This window comes from Daejeonella lutea (genome assembly GCF_900168015.1).
Taxonomy (GTDB): domain Bacteria; phylum Bacteroidota; class Bacteroidia; order Sphingobacteriales; family Sphingobacteriaceae; genus Daejeonella; species Daejeonella lutea.
Map to the genome: position 1 here is coordinate 25,395 of NZ_FUYR01000004.1, position 18,931 is coordinate 44,325.

Sequence of the window (18,931 nt, forward strand, 5' to 3'; positions counted from 1 at the left end):
CTTTAAACACCATATCCTGATTAAAGCCCGCGGCAGGTGATGGTACAATGTTCGGGGAAACGCAGGATTTTTGATAGTATTGGTCCTTTGTAATGAGCCAACGGTTACAATAAAAAAAGCCACCGCAAGGTGGCTTTACATGTAGCGGGGAGCAGGATCGAACTGCCGACCTCAGGGTTATGAATCCTGCGCTCTAACCATCTGAGCTACCCCGCCAAAATTATTTTTAAACAATCTTCTAACTTTTATTTGTTTGTCGTTTACAACGATTATATTGCTTGCCAACACCCTCTTAAAAGAGAGTTGCAAATATAGAGGAAATTACTTTTCTTTAGAAACTAATCATCAAAAAAAACGCCTCAAGCGAGTAAATATTTATAGGAATGTCAGAAAAGAAGAAGTTTAATGTTGAGTATGAAGTAAAATCATCTCCTAAAATATTGTTTGGTTTCCTAAACGAACCTAATGGCCTGGCTCAATGGTTTGCTGATGATGTGAACTATCGCGATCAGGTATACACCTTTACCTGGGATGGTGAGCAGCAAAAAGCCAAACTTCTTTCTATAAAGGAAAACAAGCACGTTAAATTCAAATGGCTTGATGATGAGCCGCATTGCTATTTCGAGATGGAAATTGTCCAGGATGAGCTGACGAATGACGTTGCTCTTTCCATAACCGACTTTGCCACTGATGATACCCTGCAGGACCGGAAGCTCATCTGGGATAATCAAATCCAATACCTGGTAAGCGTCTTAGGAGCATAAGGATTAAATTTTCTGTATTTTTGTGACTGAACTATTATGGGCGGCTTTTGCTGCACCATGATCTTTGCATTTGCTTAACGTACAATAGCCAATCCATGAAGAAAGTACATGTATTAGTGTTAAAAGCCTTTATCAGGCCTTTTATCGTTACTTTTTTCATCGTAATGTTCATCCTGTTGATGTTATTTTTATTCAAATACATCGACGACCTGATCGGTAAGGGCTTTGAATGGTACGTAATTTTACAGCTCCTGATGTATGCCTCCGCTACCAATGTAGCCATGGCACTGCCCCTTGCAATCCTGCTATCTTCTATCATGACCTTCGGCAGCCTCGGCGAAAACTACGAGCTGGTTGCTATTAAGTCGGCAGGTATTTCCCTGCAAAAGGCCATGATGCCGCTGATCATATCCGTGGGAATATTGAGTATCGGCGCTTTCCTGTTTTCTGACTATATGCTGCCCAAGGCGAATCTGAAGATGGGTTCACTATTGTACGACGTTAGGAATCAAAAGGCGGCTTTCCTCATTAAGGAAGGGATATTTAATAACAGCATCCCCGGTTATGCCATTCGGGTGAAAAAGAAAGATGAGGATCAGACCCTTCATGATGTCAGGATATATGACCGCAATACCAGTAATGGTAACCTCAATGTGGTGCTTGCAAAGGAGGGTAATATGTACATGACCGACGACAACCAGATGCTGATATTAAAGCTGAAGGACGGGATGCGGTATGAGGAAACCCCCGGAACAAGCGGGACCTATAATCCAAGGCAGCGCCTGATGCGTACAGAATTTAAAGAAACCGAGCAGAAATTCGATCTTTCCAGTTTCGCGTTGAAACGCACAGACGAAGATCTTTTTAAATCGAATTACCAAATGATGAGTCTGAATCAGCTGAAAATGTACCGCGATTCATTCGAAGTAAAAGGGGATAGTAACCTCCGATCAACGTATAAAGATATATCCCTGCTGGCCAAAACTTACAGGACCGATTCCCTAAGCCCCAAAGCTCCGGTTGTATTGAAGGGGAAGTATAAAGATGTGCTGGAGCTTGTCCCGAAAGACAAGCGCCTTGCTGCCGTAACGGGTGGAAAGGACCAGATCCGCACCGTAAGAGATGTGCTTGGACGTAAGGAACTTTTTACTGCTGACAACAAGGTTCGCATCCGCGGATTTCTGATCGAGCTCAACCGGAAATTTACGCTGGCAGTTTCCTGCATGGTCTTATTCTTTATTGGAGCCCCCCTCGGCGCAATAATTCGTAAGGGCGGCCTCGGCTTACCTGTAGTGATGTCTGTTCTGTTCTTCCTGCTCTACCACATTATATCAACCATTGGTGAAAAGTACGCGAAAGACGGCTCCTTGTCCCCGGCGATGGGGATGTGGATTGCCATTTTCGTTCTCGCCCCCCTCGGTGCTTTCCTTACCTATAAAGCAACTGTAGATTCCGTGCTTTTTGATGCGGATTTTTATAAGAGATTTTTTAAGAGGGTTTTTTCTAAGAAGACTGAGGTTACTGGTTAGTAGGTGGTAATTGTGAATTTGGGGCTGGTAGTTGGTGCTGGCAATTGGTAATCAGTAATCGGGTAATCAGTAATCAGTACTGGATGGTCTAAACGCTGCGCAGGAAGCTGATAGCTGATAGCTGACGGCCGATAGCAGGTAATCGGTAATCGGTAATCAGTATTCAGTAATCGGTAATCAGTGCTGGATGGTCTAAACGCTGTGTAAGAAGCTGATAGCTCATAGCTGATAGCAGGTATTACTTTCCGCCTCCTTCGTGTCCTTTTTGATAATTTAACCCAGGGGTTCCAGCTTGCTTGAATCGGAGTTCTCATCTTTGCGCTCTTTGCGTTTAAACCGTCGGAAATCCACTTGTCGGAAATCCATCATACCTCATACCTCTTGCTTCCTACCTCCTCCTTCCTTCTGTCATTCCCCACTCATTTTCCCTACCCCCAATACTCTTCCCAAACTATTTCCGTAAATTCGCCTCAATTTTAGCGGAGCACACCTTTCCGCCTTACACCCAAGCATATGTTTAATACGATTGAAGAAGCTATAAGCGATATAAAAGCAGGTAAAGTGATCATTGTTGTTGATGATGAGGATAGGGAGAATGAGGGGGATTTCCTGACTGCCGCTTCGAACGCTACTCCTGAGGTTATTAATTTTATGGCTACACATGGCCGCGGACTGATATGTGCACCCCTTACCGAGGAGCGCTGCCAGGAATTGCGCCTGAACCTGATGGTGGGCAATAATACCGCGGTATTTGAAACGAATTTTACCGTATCGGTGGATCTCATCGGGCACGGATGTACTACGGGGATCTCGGCTTCCGACCGCTCTAAAACGGTGCAGGCACTGATTGATCCTACAACTAATCCAGAGGAACTGGGTCGTCCGGGGCATATTTTTCCCCTGATTGCCAAAAAGGGTGGCGTATTGCGTCGTGCGGGACATACGGAAGCTGCGGTCGATCTGGCCGAAATGGCGGGACTGCCACCGGCAGGACTCCTGGTTGAGATATTGAAAGAAGACGGGGAGATGGCTCGTTTGCCCGACCTCCTCATCATCGCCAAGCAGTTTAATCTGAAGATAATTTGTATTAAGGACCTCATCTCGTATAGGCTTAAAACAGAATCACTCATCAAGAAAGAGGTGGCTGTCAAGCTGCCAACGCAATGGGGTGATTTTGAAATGGCTGCTTATACCCAGATCAATTCCGGCGAACAGCACCTTGCTTTGGTAAAGGGTGGCTGGGAGGAGGATGAAGAGGTTCTGGTGAGAGTACACAGCTCCTGTATTACTGGGGATATTTTCGGATCATGCCGATGTGATTGCGGTCCGCAGCTGCATAAAGCCATGGAGATGATTGAACAGGAAGGCAAAGGTGTCGTGATCTACATGAACCAGGAGGGACGCGGAATCGGGCTGATCAATAAATTACATGCGTATAATTTGCAGGAAAACGGGGTAGATACAGTTGACGCAAATTTGCAGCTCGGCTTCCCGATGGATCAGCGTGATTACGGTATCGGCGCACAGATCCTGCGCAGCCTTGGAATCAAGAAGATGAAGCTGATGTCGAATAACCCGACTAAGCGTTCCGGCTTAATCGGATACGGTCTTGAAGTGGTATCTAATGTTCCAATCGAGATCCAGTCGAATGAGCACAATGAGCTTTATCTGAAAACCAAGCGGGATAAAATGGGACATACCATCATGAAGAACAGTTAGTCGCATATTGGTTAGCTAACACAGAGGGCACAGAGAATTTTCACGGAGGACACAGAGTATGAATTTTAATATGTGTCACTTAAGCGTTAGAAATTGTTGCGAACCAGTAAAAATGAAATAATGGACCGCGAGTATTAGTGATTATTTCGGTGTTCTCCGTGTTTTTCCTCTGTGGTCTCAGTGGTAAAATTCCTTGCGAAGCAACCAAAGTTCGAACTACCTTACTCATTCTTAGGCACTGCAGTTTCCTCAGGCTTTATAGCATCTTCCGGTTTAGTAGCAACCGAATTCGTCTTCGGTGTTTCAGACGCTTTGCGGCGCTCTTCACTACGGCTCTTGCCTAACAGAAACCCTAAAAGCTCATTCAGATCGTCAAAATCCTTTCTATATACTAATCCTATTGCACTGACATAATCGCTGTTACTATTGATGTTCAGGAATGGGTTCCTGTTGTTCAACTTGTTAGAAGCCCTTAAGACAAGTGAGCCATCTTTTTTGATCAGGTATTGAGCCTCTACGTCACGAGCAACATCTGAGCCGCCGAAGACATTGAAATCCGCAAACGGATCATTGTTTGCCCTGCGGTCAGTGACACCACCAGTAAGCACTAGCCGTTCATTGAGTAAGCGCAGCGTAGCACTCGCATCATTAAAGGACCGTATATTAAAATCGACGGTATTCAGGTTAAGATATTGCGAAATGACCGTATTCAAGCGGTTGAAAATCATTTCTGTTCCCGCGTTGAGGAATGTGGATTGTATCACATCAATACTGGCCCCGGAACCCTCAGCAAAGGAGCGTCTTACAATAAGGCTCAATGCCTGCTGGTTAACGTTGTTCACATCGTTAAAGTAAGACTGTAGTTCATCCTTGATGTAGGCGTCAGAGGGAAAGTTTATATCAAATGCAATGGTAGGGGTTAAAAGCGGTCCGCTAAGGTTCATGACTGCCTCTGATGGCACGCGTTGCTCTAATGGCGGACGACCCGCAGCAATATACAGCGGACGTAAACTAGCCCGGACTTCATAGATAGCTTTCAGGTTAATAGCTGCTTCCTGCGGATTACCCGTCCACCTGATGGAACCACCTTCATTGATCTTAAAGACCTTGTTAATGAAGTCCTGAGCGGTAAACTCAAACTTTCCGCTGGTTATCAGGTAAGAGCCGAACATCTCAAAGTCGCCGAGACTGGTAATATTGAGCCTGAGGTTTTCGGAGTTTCCGCGGCCTGAAAGTTTTCCGAGATCGGTTATGATATTCACCTCTGAAGCCTCATCGACCTGCAGCGACAAGTTCATCACCAGTCCTTTGAAAGAGGTTTCCTTAGGTTTGTTAAATGCAGAATCTTTCGCGACGAACGTGATAAAGTCGTTCTTGCTGACAGTTGCTGATGAGTTAAGCGGGATGGTAAATACTGTACCTTCTTCCGTCTTCGCATCTATATTAATGCGCATATCATTGGTCGGGCCGCTGAAGCTGAACACTCCGGTACCGAAAGCTGTACCATAATACAGCGGGTTATCTTTTGCTGTCGTATTCAAGGCCATAAATGGTTCGTTGGCCACGATATCGATCTGGATCTCCGGGTTCATTGGATTTGCCATATCGACCGTGCCATTGACAAGCGCTTCGGTATTATTTATGTCCCGTAGTTTAAGGCTGTTCAATACGATCTTACTATTTTCAACCTTGATCTCGTCGGTTATCCGGTAGGGGGTTTTCAGGTAATTGACAATCATGCCGGCATCGTTAAACGCAACCGTACCGTTTATTTTCGGGCTCGTAAGCTTGCCCGTGACTTCCAGGTTTGCCGAGACCTTGCCATTCATGTCGGACACCAGGTTTTTCAGGAAGGGTTGGAAGATCACCACCTCATTCTCATTCATCATCACATTGAGATCAAGGCTGTTCTCATCGCTGTTGGCATTATAGGTTCCATCAATCTCAAGTGTTTTCAGACCCTGGTTTTCAATATCGACATCGACATTGATCAGCTTTGTCGCATTGTCAAAACCGGCTTTCAGGGCGAGATCACCAATAAGCACTTTATTGTAATGCAGGGTGTCGATCGTTAATTCGGCTTCTACATCAGGTTTGGCCAGGATGCCGGCGAATTTCGCATCACCGTTCAACTCCCCGGTGAGGGCAATACCGCTGGGCAGAGTGAGCGGATTAAATGTGGTCAGCTTAAACTTATTGAACCCTATAAGAAGCTCGTCTGCAGGGTCTTTTGATATAATGCCGTCGATGGTCAGCATTTGATTATCCCGGAAGAGTTCAAAGCCGGTAATCTTCGTTCTCCGGAACAGGCTGAACTTTTCATTTGGTTTACGTCCTTCATCAAAACTGAAACTAACCTTCTCCTGGATCTTCCAGACTTCACGGTTAATGATCACATCGGATGGCAGCACACTTAAGCGCACCTGCTCAGGCCCGCTCGATGTGAACTCTACCAGGGAGTTTAAATCCAGCTGGTTGGTGGCGTCCTTGTCAGATAACTTAATGTTCAGGTTAAGGCTGTCGTTCCGCAGGATGTTCGCAATGTTGATATTCTTTATGTACAGGCTGTCGGTTATGTCGATACGATCAGAGGTGATAAAGATATTCATCGCCTCTGCTGAAGTACTCTCATCAATGATCAGGTTATTGATCTTGATCTTGTTGAATTGAATGAGCTCCGCAAAACCATTCAGGTTTGCGATGTTCTCAGCCGAAACAAATTTCCCATTGAAGCTAGCTCCCTCAGGTATTTGCAGTTCAGGCATGATTAGGGCCGCGAGCGGCTCAAAGTATTTGATCTTAAGCGTGAATTCAAAATTCTGCGGGCCCGGTTTTACATATTTAAGATTCAGCGATGGGATATACTGGGCTGCGACCGATTTGAAATAGGACGGGAATGTGTTCAAATCATACTCGCCCTTGATACTTGCGTCCAGGATATCCGATGCAATCTTCAGCTCCCGGTTGGCACCGAGGCCAATGGCACTTAGATTAACCGAATCCACCACAAAGGAATTATCCGGATTTGTTATACGGATGCTGTTTATCGCGAAATTTCCCTGGATATTATCGAGGTTGGAACCTGTAAAATTAGTTTTCAGGTTGGCATCGATCTGCACGGTATCCTTTGTAAAATTCAGCTTGTGCAGGTTAGCTCCAAGTATACTAGCTGTGAAATTGAATATGGGAAGTTTAGGTTTCAGATCGACGCTGCCATCAAAATTTAGTTTGATGTTACGGTCGTTGACTTTAACCAGGCCCTTAAATAGCTTGTTATTAAAGCTGCCGTTCACGTTGATGTTACTGTACCGGTAACCGTTATAGTCGAAATACCGGATATCGCCACGAATGCGTTCCTGCAAACTGTTTACATTGAAACCGCTGCCGGTGATGTTTGCGGTAAGAGTCGTTCTGCCAAGGTCCCCGCGGTCAAGAAGCTCGCCGAGATTAAAATCGTAAGCTTTGACCAATCCGCTGTAGCGTGGATAGCCGGTACCATCGATCTTCATGTTCATATCGGTCACGACGCGGCCAAGCCGGGTTTTAATTTCGCCCGATGCCGTAAAGTCGTTGGTAAAACCGGTAAATCTGCCTCTAAAGTTAACAGTCCCAAATTTCGAGGCGATAGGAGGGATCATAGATGCCCTGCGGCCCGTCGCTTTGGCGATGATCAGGTCGAGATCCTTCTTGTTCGTCGAGAGCTGATCAAATCTCAGATCCAGCCGGGTGCTTTTGAGGTTGGGAAGGCCCTTGATATTAAAATCGCCTTTCAGATAGGTTGCCTGTCCGCTCCTGATCGAGAAATTCTTGGCTTTAAGGTCGTTTACAAATCCGGTAGCATCTCCATCCACATCCATGATGATATTTGATTTGGAAAGCAGGGGAGCAAAATAGGTTACATCGGAGCTGTTTATCTTTGAATTATTGAAATGCACTTTCATGTACACCTTGCTAATGAACTTACCGAAATCTTTGAAAGAACCGTATTTCATTAACAGGTAATCCGAAAGCCGCGAAGTAGGTGTCTCAAGCAGGAGATTGCTGAACTCCATCTGGTTGGTATCGATGGTCGCATCGGTGGTCAGGTTTTTAAGATAAAAACCGCTCTTTTCACGCAGGGTGAGATTCCGGAATCCTGCCTTAACGAGGTGGTTTTTTGTATCCAGACCTAGAATAGTGGTACTCAGGTTACGCAGGTCAATGTCATTGAAGTTGACGCCCTCGACCGGCGTGGTATTGTTAAAGTTCTGGTACTTGAATGCAATGTTATTCAGGACGATCTTATCCATCGTAACGTTATAAGGTTTACGCGGTTTCTTCCGAGGAGTAGGATCACCGGTATCAAAGTAATTGATTATAAATTGGAGGTTGGTAGCTGAATCACGGTACTGTTTAATATGGAACTTACCGTTATCCATTTGTATCGTATTGATGGAAACAATCCGCTGCTTGATAGAAAGCATGTTAAGGTCGACGGTAAGTTTAGGAGAGAAAATGAGGGTGTCTTTTTCCCGGTCTTCAATGTACACGCTGTCGAGAACAACTGATTTAAAAGGCTTGATGTAAAGGCCACCAATTTCCACGCGTGTTTCCAGCTCCTTGGACAGGTATTTAGCAGCTTTCTTTGCTATATAGGTCTGTACACTACGATACTGAAGTGAAAAAATAAAAACTACCACAAGCAGCAGAAGACTTGCGAGTATCCAGAGGGTGATTTTTAGCGCTTTTTTGATATTTTTGTACTTTAGTCAGATAACACTTTTTACTCTATTTAGTTTTGGCAATTATACTCGGTATTGAATCTTCATGTGATGATACTTCTGCATCTATCTGTATAGACGGAGTAATATCATCAAACGTCATCGCAAACCAGCTTGTCCACCAAAATTTTGGCGGCGTTGTGCCAGAACTTGCCTCGCGCGTCCATCAGCAAAATATCGTCCCCGCAATTCACGAGGCGATATCTAAGGCAAAAATACACAAAAATGAGATCGATGCCGTAGCTTTTACACGCGGTCCCGGTTTACTGGGGTCCTTACTAGTAGGAACGTCATTTGCCAAGGCTTTCGCATTAGCAAATAGTATTCCATTGATCGAGGTTAACCACATGCAGGCTCATATCCTTGCTCATTTCATTGATGCGAAGCCAGCCTTCCCATTTATCTGCCTGACGGTATCTGGTGGTCATACCCAGATCGTGCTCGTCAAAGATTACTTCGACATGGAAATTATCGGCCAGACCAATGACGATGCAGCAGGGGAGGCGTTTGATAAAACTGCCAAGATCCTCGGACTTCCTTACCCGGGCGGACCCCTTATAGATAAATACGCAAAGGAGGGAAATCCACGTGCATATAAATTCCCGGAGCCTCAAATCCCCGGACTGGATTTTAGTTTCAGCGGATTAAAGACGTCTATCATGTACTTTGTACGCGATCAGGTTAAAGCCGATCCTGATTTCTTAGAGAAAAACATGAATGATATCTGTGCATCCGTTCAGGACAGAATCGTGTCTATTTTGCTCAACAAGCTAAAGAAAGCCGCTGCACAATATAACATCAAGCGCATTGCAATCGCTGGAGGTGTTTCGGCGAACTCAGGCTTAAGAAACGGTCTTAACCAAACGGCCAAAGACCTGGGCTGGGAAGTATTTATCCCGCAGTTCCAGTATTGTACGGATAATGCGGGAATGATCGCAATTGCCGGTTATTATAAGTACCTGAAGCAGGATTTCATTGGGCAGGACGTCGCACCGATGGCTCGTATGCCTTTTTAAATTTGATACCTTTATACCGTTTAGAAAACCCACCCGATTATGTTTAGCACGCCGAGTATCATCTTCTTCCTCATTTTCCTGATCCCGCTGATTGGGTTTTTAGTGTGGCTTATGAAAGAAGATAAACGTAAAGGTAAAATAGGACTGATGGTGTTAGGTTTTATGGTCATTGCCGGCATCATGTTCATGTACATCATGACCCGCGGTAAATAAAATTCCCTGCGTATTTGTTTTGTTTCTAATCCGGTTAGCGTTGATAAACAGCCATTTACGGGCATTTTCTATCTTGTAGTTCACTCCTGTTAAGTCATTCTTTCGGTTGCGTTTCGTCCTGATTTTTATTTGGCAGGATATTGGATATTTAAGATTAAACTAAACGAATCAATAACATCAAAACTATAATCAGATGGAAAATAACAAGAATTCGAAGATCGCTCTGGCGATTGTAGCAGGAGTTGCAGCAGGTGCAGCAACCTGGTATTTTATGAGTACTGAAAACGGAAAACAAAATTGGTCTACATTACTGAATACAGTAAAAGACGTTACCGATAAATTAATGGCTGCCGGTTCTGAGAAAGGCTCCATGTTAGCCGCTGCAGGCCGCGAAGCTTCAGAATATATTGGAAGCCGGGCGAATGGCATCCTTGAGGATGTAAAGAAATATTCTTAATACCTGATTCAGATCCACCCCCTGGCCCCCGCCAGCGGGGGAGACTGGGCGGCTAACCTAGTCGTTTTAATTAACTATCTATTATTTCGCAGAGTAAACCCCTATTAGGAATTCAAAAAGGGATTGACTGAGGCTATAGTCGCATTCAATCCCTTTTTCCGTTTTAGTATGACATGAACTTCAACACGTTATAAGTTTCCGTCCAATCTCCTCCCACCATCCTATCCTATACACTATACTCTACATCCTATGCATCCTATCATCCTATGCATCCTAGAATTCTATGGTTCCTAATCCTATGCATCCTATCATCCTATGCATCCTAGAATTCTATTGTTCCTAATCCTATGCATCCTATCATCCTATGAATCCTAGTACCCTATGCCTTCTAGTCCAATAGTAATCCTACAATCCTGTAATCCTGCAAATCCTAATTGAGACAATCCTAATCCTATTTCACTCCTAATTTACTTTGCAACCATCCTTCCATCCCTTCCCTCTGCTCCGGAAACTGCCAATGCCCCGTTTCCAGATAAAGCTTTAACGTTTTCGGTGCCGTGATCACATTATATGCCGGATGCATTGACGTTGGCGGGCAGGTCTCATCATTATAACCCCAGCTATACATTCCCGGAACTTTCAACAGCCTCGCAAAATTAACCACATCATAATATCCTGTGGTTCTGATTTTATCCTTTGCACTTGCTGTATTCACATTGTCCTTATTGAACATATGTGGCCAGCCACCAGCTCTACCAACCAAAAAGCCAGTCACATCACTTAAAGCAGGGTAGTAGGCTCCCAGGAATTTAACCCGGGGGTCCAGCGCTGCGGTAACAATTGATAAGGCGCCGCCCTGGCTTCCGCCGGTTACACCCAGGTTTACCCCGTCAAATTGGGGGAGACTAGTCAGGAAATCGTTGGCCCTAACACAACCCATATATACCCGTTTGTAGTAATACCTTTCCGGATCTTCGAGGTTAAATAATTGATAGCCGGATAATGCTCCGCCTGCCAGATTCGCATACTGACTCAGATCCATGTTTACCGGAATGCCATGAATCCCGATTTCAAGGGTAATAACGCCCTTTTCAGCAGTTGCTATATCGCCATTATATGGCCTGATTCCCGCACCAGGGACTCTGAGCAAGGCTGGATATTTGCCTTCTTTTTTAGGAACACATAGTATCCCGTATAGTCTGGCACCTGGACGGAAGTTCTGGAGGTTTAAATGATAAACGTTTACGCTTTCTGTAGATCGTTCCGGCAGCAAGGTCATGCGCGCATCCATTGGGATCTTAGCAAGATCTGCTTTGGCTTTGTCCCAAAATTGGGTAAAGTCTGACGGAGCCGCCGCAGCCGGTTTAATCTGGTCAGGGTCGAAGCCTGCTGTGGCAAGTCCCCGGTATCTCTTACCATCAACTTCGGCATATACAATGCATCGCAGGAAACCCGGAGTGGTCATGGTTCCGCCATCGATTGTAACCTTGCCGTCTCTGGCCACAAGTGAATCACTTTTTACGGCAGGGAATCTTTCTGGTCCGACATCATATTTGATCTTGGCATTTTGCAGCAAGTTGCCATACTGAATAATGCTGACCGTAAATTTTGCCTTTTCTCCTGTGTGGTAGGTCCAGTTTGTGTGATCCGGTGCCACAATAACTTTTACAAGCTGCTCAGCCGGTTGAGCAACAATTTCCTGGATCCCGGCAAATAGTAAAAGAACGAATAATGCTGGTCTGATATGTTTCATGAATTGAAAATTAATAGTGCAATAAGTTGCATTTAATTTCACAGATAACCAAACGATCTTCGTTCGTCAGGTATTCAGTGCGCAAAGTTTAGTCATAAAAAAAGATGCTTACCCTAGGGGAAGCATCTTGGAAATATTTCTAATCTACTATTTGGTAAGTCTGAAGTTTGTAAATTTTATTGAAGTGCACCCACCGCCTACTTTACCGCAGAGTACGCAAAGTTTTACGCGGAGACCGCAGAGTTTTTCACTAGTTATCGAGTCGCCTACAATCACTTTTGCGCCCAGCCTCTGCGTGCTCCGCGTGTACTCTGCGCTCTCTGCGGTTGAACCTTATCGGAAATCCACTTGTCGGAAATCCATCAGACCTCAGACCCCAGACCTCAGACCTCAGACTTCCGATGGACGGCTACTTCTCCTCCAGATGCTCTGCCGTTACCGTCCCTTTAATCTTAGCTTCCAGTTCATCCATCAGATCCGGGTTATCCAAAAGCAGGGCTTTAACCGCGTCGCGGCCTTGTCCTAACTTGGTGTCGCCATAGCTGAACCAAGATCCTGCTTTTTTAATGATATCGAAGTCCACGCCAAGATCAATGATCTCGCCCGCCTTTGAAATACCTTCACCGAACATTACATCAAACTCAGCGATACGGAAAGGTGGAGCAAGTTTGTTTTTAACAACCTTAACTTTAACCCGGTTTCCGGAAACTTCATCAGTATCCTTAATTTGAGAGATCCGTCTGATATCTAAACGAACAGATGCGTAGAATTTCAAAGCGTTACCCCCTGTAGTGGTTTCCGGGCTCCCGAACATCACTCCGATCTTATCGCGCAGTTGGTTAATGAAAATACAGCAGCATCCCGTCTTGGAAATGGTTCCGGTCAGCTTACGCAGGGCCTGTGACATTAAACGGGCATGTAAACCCATTTTAGAATCTCCCATTTCACCTTCGATCTCTGCTTTCGGAACAAGCGCAGCTACCGAGTCAATTACGATAATATCAATAGCCCCAGAGCGGATTAAGTTATCCGCGATTTCAAGCGCCTGCTCGCCATTGTCGGGTTGAGAGATCAGTAAGTTTTCGATATCAACCCCAAGTTTGCTCGCATAAAATTTGTCAAAAGCATGCTCTGCATCAATGAAAGCTGCGATGCCGCCTTTCTTCTGTGCTTCAGCGATGGCGTGAATGGCCAGGGTTGTTTTACCTGATGACTCCGGGCCGTATACTTCTATAACACGTCCTTTTGGTAAACCGCCAATGCCTAAGGCAATATCAAGGCTGATTGAGCCGGTTGAAATAGACTCTATTGGTTCTACAGCATTGTCGCCAAGTTTCATTACGGTCCCTTTACCATATGATTTTTCAAGTTTGTCCAGCGTAAGCTGTAAAGCCTTTAGTTTATCTGTGTTGCTCATTATTTTAGTTTAATATGATCAAAGTTATATTTATTTATTTAAATACTAAAAAAAATAGTAAAATAAATTATCACTTAAAGTTATTTCCATCATCAGTTACCGGTCCTGACAATAATTTTATCTTATCTCCAATCTTTTTTGCCCGACTACTCTTTTTGGCAGTCGCTTTTTTCCGCTTCTGATCAGCTTCTGCCTTGAGCAGCGCTTTTACGGTTTGGCTTTGCTCATAATATTTGCAAAACCAGGTGAGCGGACAAATCTGGCATTTTGGATTGCGCGCAACACAAACATAGCGTCCGTGAAGGATCAACCAATGATGCGCTACATATATCTTATCCTGCGGTAAATATTTTACAAGTTGTTTCTCTACGGCAAGTGGGGTAGTTGCGTTTCTGGTGAGGCCGATACGATTAGCAACCCGGAAAACATGGGTGTCTACAGCCATTGCGGGCGCATTGAATACCACAGAAGCGATAACATTGGCAGTTTTCCTGCCTACACCAGGCATCTTTTGCAAGTCGTCAATATCTGCCGGAACGATGCCATTAAATTCATTGATGAGTTTTTGAGCCATCCCGACAAGGTGTTTTGACTTATTGTTCGGGTAACTTACACTCCGGATGTATTGAAATACTTCTTCAGGGCTTGATTGGGAAAGGCTTAAGGGATCGGGAAAGCGTTCGAAAAGCGCGGGCGTTATCTGGTTAATACGCTTATCGGTACACTGTGCAGATAAAATTACGGCAACAAGCAATTCATAGGAATTAATATAGTTCAGTTCCGTTTCCGCATCCGGCTGATGGGAAGAAAAATAGTCGACAAATGCCTTATAGCGGTCCTTTCTTAGCACAGGTTAAAGATAGGAAGCGGCAGGAAAATTCTGTTCTGAAATTACTAACAATAAAAAAGCCAGCTCCTGAGCTGGCTTTTTGGGGAATTCTTACACCGTTTTTGAGTAGCTCAAAATTCGGGCAATAACATCTTTGCCGGGGGTTTTAACTATGAGGTTCAGATTTTTCTTAATCGAATCATAGAATGATTGTTCCTCTTCCCCGAGCTCTTCGGGAATAGCAGTATGTTGTACCATGTCGTTTTGTAAAGAATTTGTTGTTGGAGTAGAAGTTTCTATCATAAGCACCGTTTGGTTTTAATTTAAAACGTACTTAATTTACGAATGTTATACTGAACAGCAAATTTTTTACTATTTTTTATTTGGGACCTGAAGTCGGAAGTCAGAGGTCTGAAGTCTGAGCTGGTGGAGAAGCTGGATGTCTACAGATTTGATTAAAGGTCGGAGGTCGGAAATCCATCCGACCTCCGACCTCAGTCATCAGACATCATTCTTCAAACTCAACTCCTTGCTCAGCATCATCTTCCGCAGGTTATTCAATGCATAACGCATACGTCCGAGTGCAGTATTAATGCTCACACCGGTGATGTCAGAAATTTCCTTGAAGCTTAGCTCACCGTAATGGCGCATGATCAGCACTTCTTTCTGTTCAGCAGGCAGAAGGTGGATCAGCTCACGCAGGTCGCGGTGAGTTTGTTCGCGTATCATTTTATCTTCGGTACTTTCATCATAGAATTTAAGTACTTCGAAAATATCAAAGCCATCAACCGTAGTAACTACCGGTGTCCGTTTTTCTTTCCGGAAATGGTCTATTACCAGGTTATGTGCAATTCTTATTACCCATGGAAGAAATTTACCTTCTTCGTTATACTTTCCGGCCTTAAGTGTATTGATTACCTTAATAAAAGTGTCCTGAAAAATATCTTCTGCGAGATAAGAATCCTTTACTAACAAATAAATGGAAGTGTAAATTTTGGTTTTATGCCTGCGGATTAATTCCTCCAGACTGGATTCCTGACCCTGTAAATACTGATGCACCAGATCCTGATCGCTCTTCGATTGAAGTTTTATAGCACTCATACTCTAAAATCCCCTTTTATATAAAAATTCTCAAAAGTTAATTAAGTAGAGTTTATCCGATAGCGTTTCTCCTGTTTTAGTTTTATTGATGTGGTTGCTTACCCCAAATGAAACAATTATTTTGCCAATATCAAAGAATAATTAATCAATCTTCTGTATTAAGCTCTTATACCCGTATTTTTGCACACCCTAAATGGGCATCTGTTTATATATACGAAATAAGAAAGAATATAGGTTTACCGAATGAGCAAAGAAGCGGAAAAAGACCCGGGGAAGTTTATCATCATAAAGGGGGCGAGGGTTCACAACTTAAAAAATATCGATGTTGCCATTCCTAAGAATAAGCTGGTTGTAATTACCGGGATGTCCGGATCAGGGAAATCATCTCTGGCTTTTGATACACTGTATGCTGAAGGACAGCGTCGGTACGTGGAGAGCCTTTCTTCCTACGCAAGGCAGTTTATGGGGCGTATGAATAAGCCTGACGTGGATTTTATCAAGGGAATTGCCCCCGCAATAGCCATAGAACAAAAAGTTATCACCAGCAATCCGCGCTCTACGGTAGGTACTTCAACAGAAATATATGACTACCTCAAGCTTCTATTTTCCAGGATAGGGAGAACTATTTCTCCGGTTTCCGGCAGGGAGGTAAAGAAAGATACGGTTACCGATGTTGTGAACTTTATATCGAATTTAACACTTGATACATCTGTAACAATTTCGTGTCCGCTGCACGCGCATAACCACAGATCGCTAAAAGAAGAACTGGCAGTTCTCCTGCAAAAAGGTTTTACACGGGTGGTAATTGAGGATAAACTATCCAAAATTGAAGATCTGTTAGATGATAAGGCTACCGGCAATAAGAAGTCGGGCGATGATGTAGATGTGAAAATTGTCATTGACCGGGTATCAGTTGCTTCAGATGATGAAACGCTCAGCAGAATTGCCGATTCGGTCCAGACTGCCTTTTTTGAAGGTCGGGGCGACTGCCTTGTGGAAGAGAATGGTAATGTGCATGTTTTCTGCGACAGGTTCGAGCTCGATGGTCTGCGTTTTGAGGAGCCGACACCCAATTTCTTCAGCTTTAATAATCCATACGGTGCTTGTAAACGCTGCGAAGGTTATGGTAAAGTAATTGGGATTGATGAAGACCTGGTTGTGCCCGATAAAAGCAAATCGGTGTATGATGGAGCAATAGCCCCCTGGAGAGGTGAGAAAATGGGCGAATGGCTGAATAAGCTTGTTAAAAATGCTTTAAAGTTTGATTTCCCTATTCACCGGGCTTATAACCAGTTAACAGACGAACAGCGCAAGCTGCTCTGGACGGGTAACAGCTTTTTCAGCGGTCTGGATGAGTTTTTCAAGGAACTAGAAGCACAGACCTATAAAATACAGTACCGGGTGATGCTTTCGCGATACCGGGGTAAAACCACCTGTCCTGAATGTAAGGGCAGCCGTTTACGTGAAGATGCATCCTATGTGAAGATCGATGACCGGTCGATCACAGACATCGTATTAATGCCATTAGATAAGGCGTCTGAGTTCTTTGATACACTGGATCTGGATCCGGCAAGTCAAAAAATAGCCAAGCGGCTTTTGATGGAGATTGCTAACCGCATAAATTTTCTAAATGATGTGGGCCTGGGATATTTAACCCTAAACCGACTTTCAAATACCCTTTCAGGTGGGGAATCGCAGCGTATTAACCTAGCAACGTCACTAGGCAGTTCCCTGGTTGGTTCTGTTTACGTACTGGATGAGCCGAGCATCGGACTTCACCCCCGGGATACACATCGACTGATAGGTGTGTTAAGATCGCTGCGGGACGTGGGGAATACAGTACTTGTTGTGGAGCACGAGGAAGAAATCATGCAGGCTGCGGATCATATTATTGACATTGGTCCGGAGGCAGGAACCCATGGAGGAAACCTTGTATTTACGGGAACTTTCGAAGAGATCCTTAAAGATGATGTCAGCCTGACCGGTAAATACCTGAGTGGCAGGAATTCTATTGAAATACCTAAGCAAAGGCGGAAATGGCACGATTACATTGAAATAAAAGGTGCGCGGGAGAATAACCTGAAGCACGTGGATGTGAAATTTCCCTTGAATGTGTTAAGTGTGGTCTCGGGAGTGTCGGGCTCAGGAAAAACTTCCCTGGTGAAGCGTATCCTTCAACCCGCACTGCAAAAAGCAATAGGTAATTATTCTGGTGAACAAACGGGTTCATATGATTCCATTGGTGGTGATTATGCCAAAGTTGAACAGGTTGAAATTGTAGACCAGAATCCTATCGGCAGGTCGTCTCGTTCCAACCCGGTTACATACGTGAAGGCATGGGATGAGATCAGGAACCTCTATGCATCTCAGGGCCTTGCAAAAGCCTCAGGCTTGAAGCCCTCGGCTTTTTCATTCAACGTGGAAGGCGGACGCTGTGATGTTTGTCAGGGTGAAGGTGAAGTGAAAATTGAAATGCAGTTTATGGCGGATATTTTCCTGCCTTGTGAAGCCTGTGATGGCAAGCGTTTTAAACAGCACATCCTGGATATTACCTATAAGCACAAGAACGTTTTCGAGGTGCTTGATATGACGATCGACGAGGCCCTTGAATTTTTTGAAAATGAGCCCAAGATCCTGACCAAAATAAAACCTCTAGTAGATGTGGGGCTGGGATATGTTCACCTTGGACAATCATCAAACACGCTTTCCGGCGGTGAAGCTCAGCGGATCAAGCTTGCCTCCTTCCTGGTAAAAGGGAATAACAGCAGCAAGACACTTTTCATCTTTGACGAACCTACTACAGGTCTCCATTTCCACGATATTAAAAAGCTCCTTAAATCTTTTGATGCGCTAATCGATCAGGGAAACAGCATTATTGTGATTGAGCACAATATGGATGTCATCAAGTGCGCGGATTGGGTTATAGATGTTGGTCCGGAAGGGGGTGATAAGGGAGGTAATGTGGTATTTGAAGGTACCCCTGAAGATTTGATCAAGGAGAAGAATTCGTATACAGGAAGCTTTTTGAAGGAGAGGTTTTAGGCGGAAGGAAGTAAGAGGCAGGAGGAAGGAAGTAAGAGGCAGGAGGTAGGAAGTAAGATGTGGGAAGTAGGAAGTCAGAGGTCTGGGTTAATTTTAAGGTTAAGTTTTCGAGCGGAATTTTTAATCATTTTTTTTAAAGGTGCTGTAATAGTTCTTCGGAGCTGATAGTCGCGCTGTTCGCTGCGAGTCCTCGCCAAGGATATCCTTATTCAATTTGAACGAACATAGTCGGCTGCGGGCTCTACGCTGTCATCGCGTTTATTATTAAAAGCAGCATTTCATCGCAATAGCTAAAAGCTGTGCAATACCTGACCCAAGAGATCCTGTCCGA

At 44.4% G+C, this 18,931-nt stretch carries 13 protein-coding genes and 1 tRNA gene; 7 read left to right on the forward strand and 7 right to left on the reverse strand.

Annotated elements, in window-relative coordinates:
* Positions 1 to 142: 142 nt before the first annotated feature.
* A tRNA-Met gene (locus B5X60_RS15295) sits at positions 143 to 216 on the reverse strand.
* 167 nt (positions 217 to 383) lie between these two features.
* On the opposite strand from B5X60_RS15295, the gene B5X60_RS15300 reads away from it, so the two are divergent.
* From B5X60_RS15300 to B5X60_RS15315, 3 genes are all read left to right on the forward strand, one after another.
* Positions 384 to 764, forward strand: a complete 381-nt coding sequence (locus B5X60_RS15300) for an START-like domain-containing protein (protein WP_079703605.1) — start codon at positions 384 to 386, stop codon at positions 762 to 764.
* Between the two features lie 95 nt (positions 765 to 859).
* Positions 860 to 2,293 carry an LptF/LptG family permease gene (locus tag B5X60_RS15305; RefSeq protein ID WP_079703606.1) on the forward strand — a complete coding sequence of 478 codons (1,434 nt, stop codon included), beginning with the start codon at positions 860 to 862 and terminating at the stop codon, positions 2,291 to 2,293.
* Positions 2,294 to 2,806: 513 nt separating this feature from the next.
* On the forward strand, positions 2,807 to 4,012 hold the full coding sequence (locus B5X60_RS15315; protein ID WP_079703607.1) for a bifunctional 3,4-dihydroxy-2-butanone-4-phosphate synthase/GTP cyclohydrolase II: 1,206 nt from the start codon (positions 2,807 to 2,809) through the stop codon (positions 4,010 to 4,012).
* Positions 4,013 to 4,233: 221 nt separating this feature from the next.
* Here B5X60_RS15315 and B5X60_RS15320 read toward each other — a convergent pair whose 3' ends face one another.
* The gene (locus tag B5X60_RS15320; RefSeq protein WP_245803545.1) at positions 4,234 to 8,691 is read right to left on the reverse strand and encodes a translocation/assembly module TamB domain-containing protein; all 4,458 of its coding nucleotides are present in this window, start codon (positions 8,689 to 8,691) and stop codon (positions 4,234 to 4,236) included.
* Positions 8,692 to 8,789: 98 nt separating this feature from the next.
* On the opposite strand from B5X60_RS15320, the gene tsaD reads away from it, so the two are divergent.
* The 3 genes from tsaD to B5X60_RS15330 all read left to right on the forward strand — a co-directional run bounded on the left by tsaD (position 8,790) and on the right by B5X60_RS15330 (position 10,458).
* A complete protein-coding gene (gene tsaD / locus B5X60_RS15325) occupies positions 8,790 to 9,788 on the forward strand; it encodes a tRNA (adenosine(37)-N6)-threonylcarbamoyltransferase complex transferase subunit TsaD (protein WP_079703609.1) in 999 nt (332 codons plus the stop codon).
* Positions 9,789 to 9,827: 39 nt separating this feature from the next.
* On the forward strand, positions 9,828 to 10,001 hold the full coding sequence (locus tag B5X60_RS18330) for a hypothetical protein (protein ID WP_170878474.1): 174 nt from the start codon (positions 9,828 to 9,830) through the stop codon (positions 9,999 to 10,001).
* Between the two features lie 193 nt (positions 10,002 to 10,194).
* Positions 10,195 to 10,458, forward strand: a complete 264-nt coding sequence (locus tag B5X60_RS15330) for a hypothetical protein (RefSeq protein WP_079703610.1) — start codon at positions 10,195 to 10,197, stop codon at positions 10,456 to 10,458.
* Between the two features lie 451 nt (positions 10,459 to 10,909).
* On the opposite strand, the gene B5X60_RS15335 is transcribed toward B5X60_RS15330, so the two are convergent.
* From B5X60_RS15335 to B5X60_RS15355, 5 genes are all read right to left on the reverse strand, one after another.
* The gene (locus B5X60_RS15335) at positions 10,910 to 12,211 is read right to left on the reverse strand and encodes an acetylxylan esterase (RefSeq protein ID WP_079703611.1); all 1,302 of its coding nucleotides are present in this window, start codon (positions 12,209 to 12,211) and stop codon (positions 10,910 to 10,912) included.
* A gap of 409 nt (positions 12,212 to 12,620) precedes the next feature.
* Entirely contained in the window at positions 12,621 to 13,628 is a 1,008-nt protein-coding gene (recA, locus tag B5X60_RS15340) for a recombinase RecA (RefSeq protein ID WP_079703612.1), read from the reverse strand.
* 70 nt (positions 13,629 to 13,698) lie between these two features.
* Positions 13,699 to 14,478, reverse strand: a complete 780-nt coding sequence (nth, locus tag B5X60_RS15345) for an endonuclease III (RefSeq protein WP_079703613.1) — start codon at positions 14,476 to 14,478, stop codon at positions 13,699 to 13,701.
* A 90-nt stretch (positions 14,479 to 14,568) separates the two neighbouring features.
* Positions 14,569 to 14,760: a hypothetical protein gene (locus B5X60_RS15350; RefSeq protein WP_079703614.1), complete on the reverse strand. Its 192-nt coding sequence runs from the start codon at positions 14,758 to 14,760 to the stop codon at positions 14,569 to 14,571.
* Positions 14,761 to 14,958: 198 nt separating this feature from the next.
* Positions 14,959 to 15,558: an RNA polymerase sigma factor gene (locus B5X60_RS15355; protein ID WP_170878475.1), complete on the reverse strand. Its 600-nt coding sequence runs from the start codon at positions 15,556 to 15,558 to the stop codon at positions 14,959 to 14,961.
* A gap of 243 nt (positions 15,559 to 15,801) precedes the next feature.
* Between B5X60_RS15355 and uvrA the strand changes: the two genes are divergently transcribed.
* Positions 15,802 to 18,600 (forward strand): excinuclease ABC subunit UvrA, encoded by a 2,799-nt coding sequence (gene uvrA / locus B5X60_RS15360; RefSeq protein WP_079703615.1) that lies wholly within the window; start codon positions 15,802 to 15,804, stop codon positions 18,598 to 18,600.
* Positions 18,601 to 18,931 lie beyond the last annotated feature (331 nt).

Coding starts and splice junctions, on each gene's coding strand:
- B5X60_RS15315 (WP_079703607.1), top strand. CDS start 2,807: ATGTTTAATACGATTGAAGAAGCTATAAGCGATATAAAAGCAGGTAAA.
- B5X60_RS15350 (WP_079703614.1), bottom strand. CDS start 14,760: ATGATAGAAACTTCTACTCCAACAACAAATTCTTTACAAAACGACATG.
- B5X60_RS15355 (WP_170878475.1), bottom strand. CDS start 15,558: ATGAGTGCTATAAAACTTCAATCGAAGAGCGATCAGGATCTGGTGCAT.
- B5X60_RS15300 (WP_079703605.1), top strand. CDS start 384: ATGTCAGAAAAGAAGAAGTTTAATGTTGAGTATGAAGTAAAATCATCT.
- recA (WP_079703612.1), bottom strand. CDS start 13,628: ATGAGCAACACAGATAAACTAAAGGCTTTACAGCTTACGCTGGACAAA.
- uvrA (WP_079703615.1), top strand. CDS start 15,802: ATGAGCAAAGAAGCGGAAAAAGACCCGGGGAAGTTTATCATCATAAAG.
- B5X60_RS15330 (WP_079703610.1), top strand. CDS start 10,195: ATGGAAAATAACAAGAATTCGAAGATCGCTCTGGCGATTGTAGCAGGA.
- B5X60_RS15305 (WP_079703606.1), top strand. CDS start 860: ATGAAGAAAGTACATGTATTAGTGTTAAAAGCCTTTATCAGGCCTTTT.
- B5X60_RS15335 (WP_079703611.1), bottom strand. CDS start 12,211: ATGAAACATATCAGACCAGCATTATTCGTTCTTTTACTATTTGCCGGG.
- B5X60_RS18330 (WP_170878474.1), top strand. CDS start 9,828: ATGTTTAGCACGCCGAGTATCATCTTCTTCCTCATTTTCCTGATCCCG.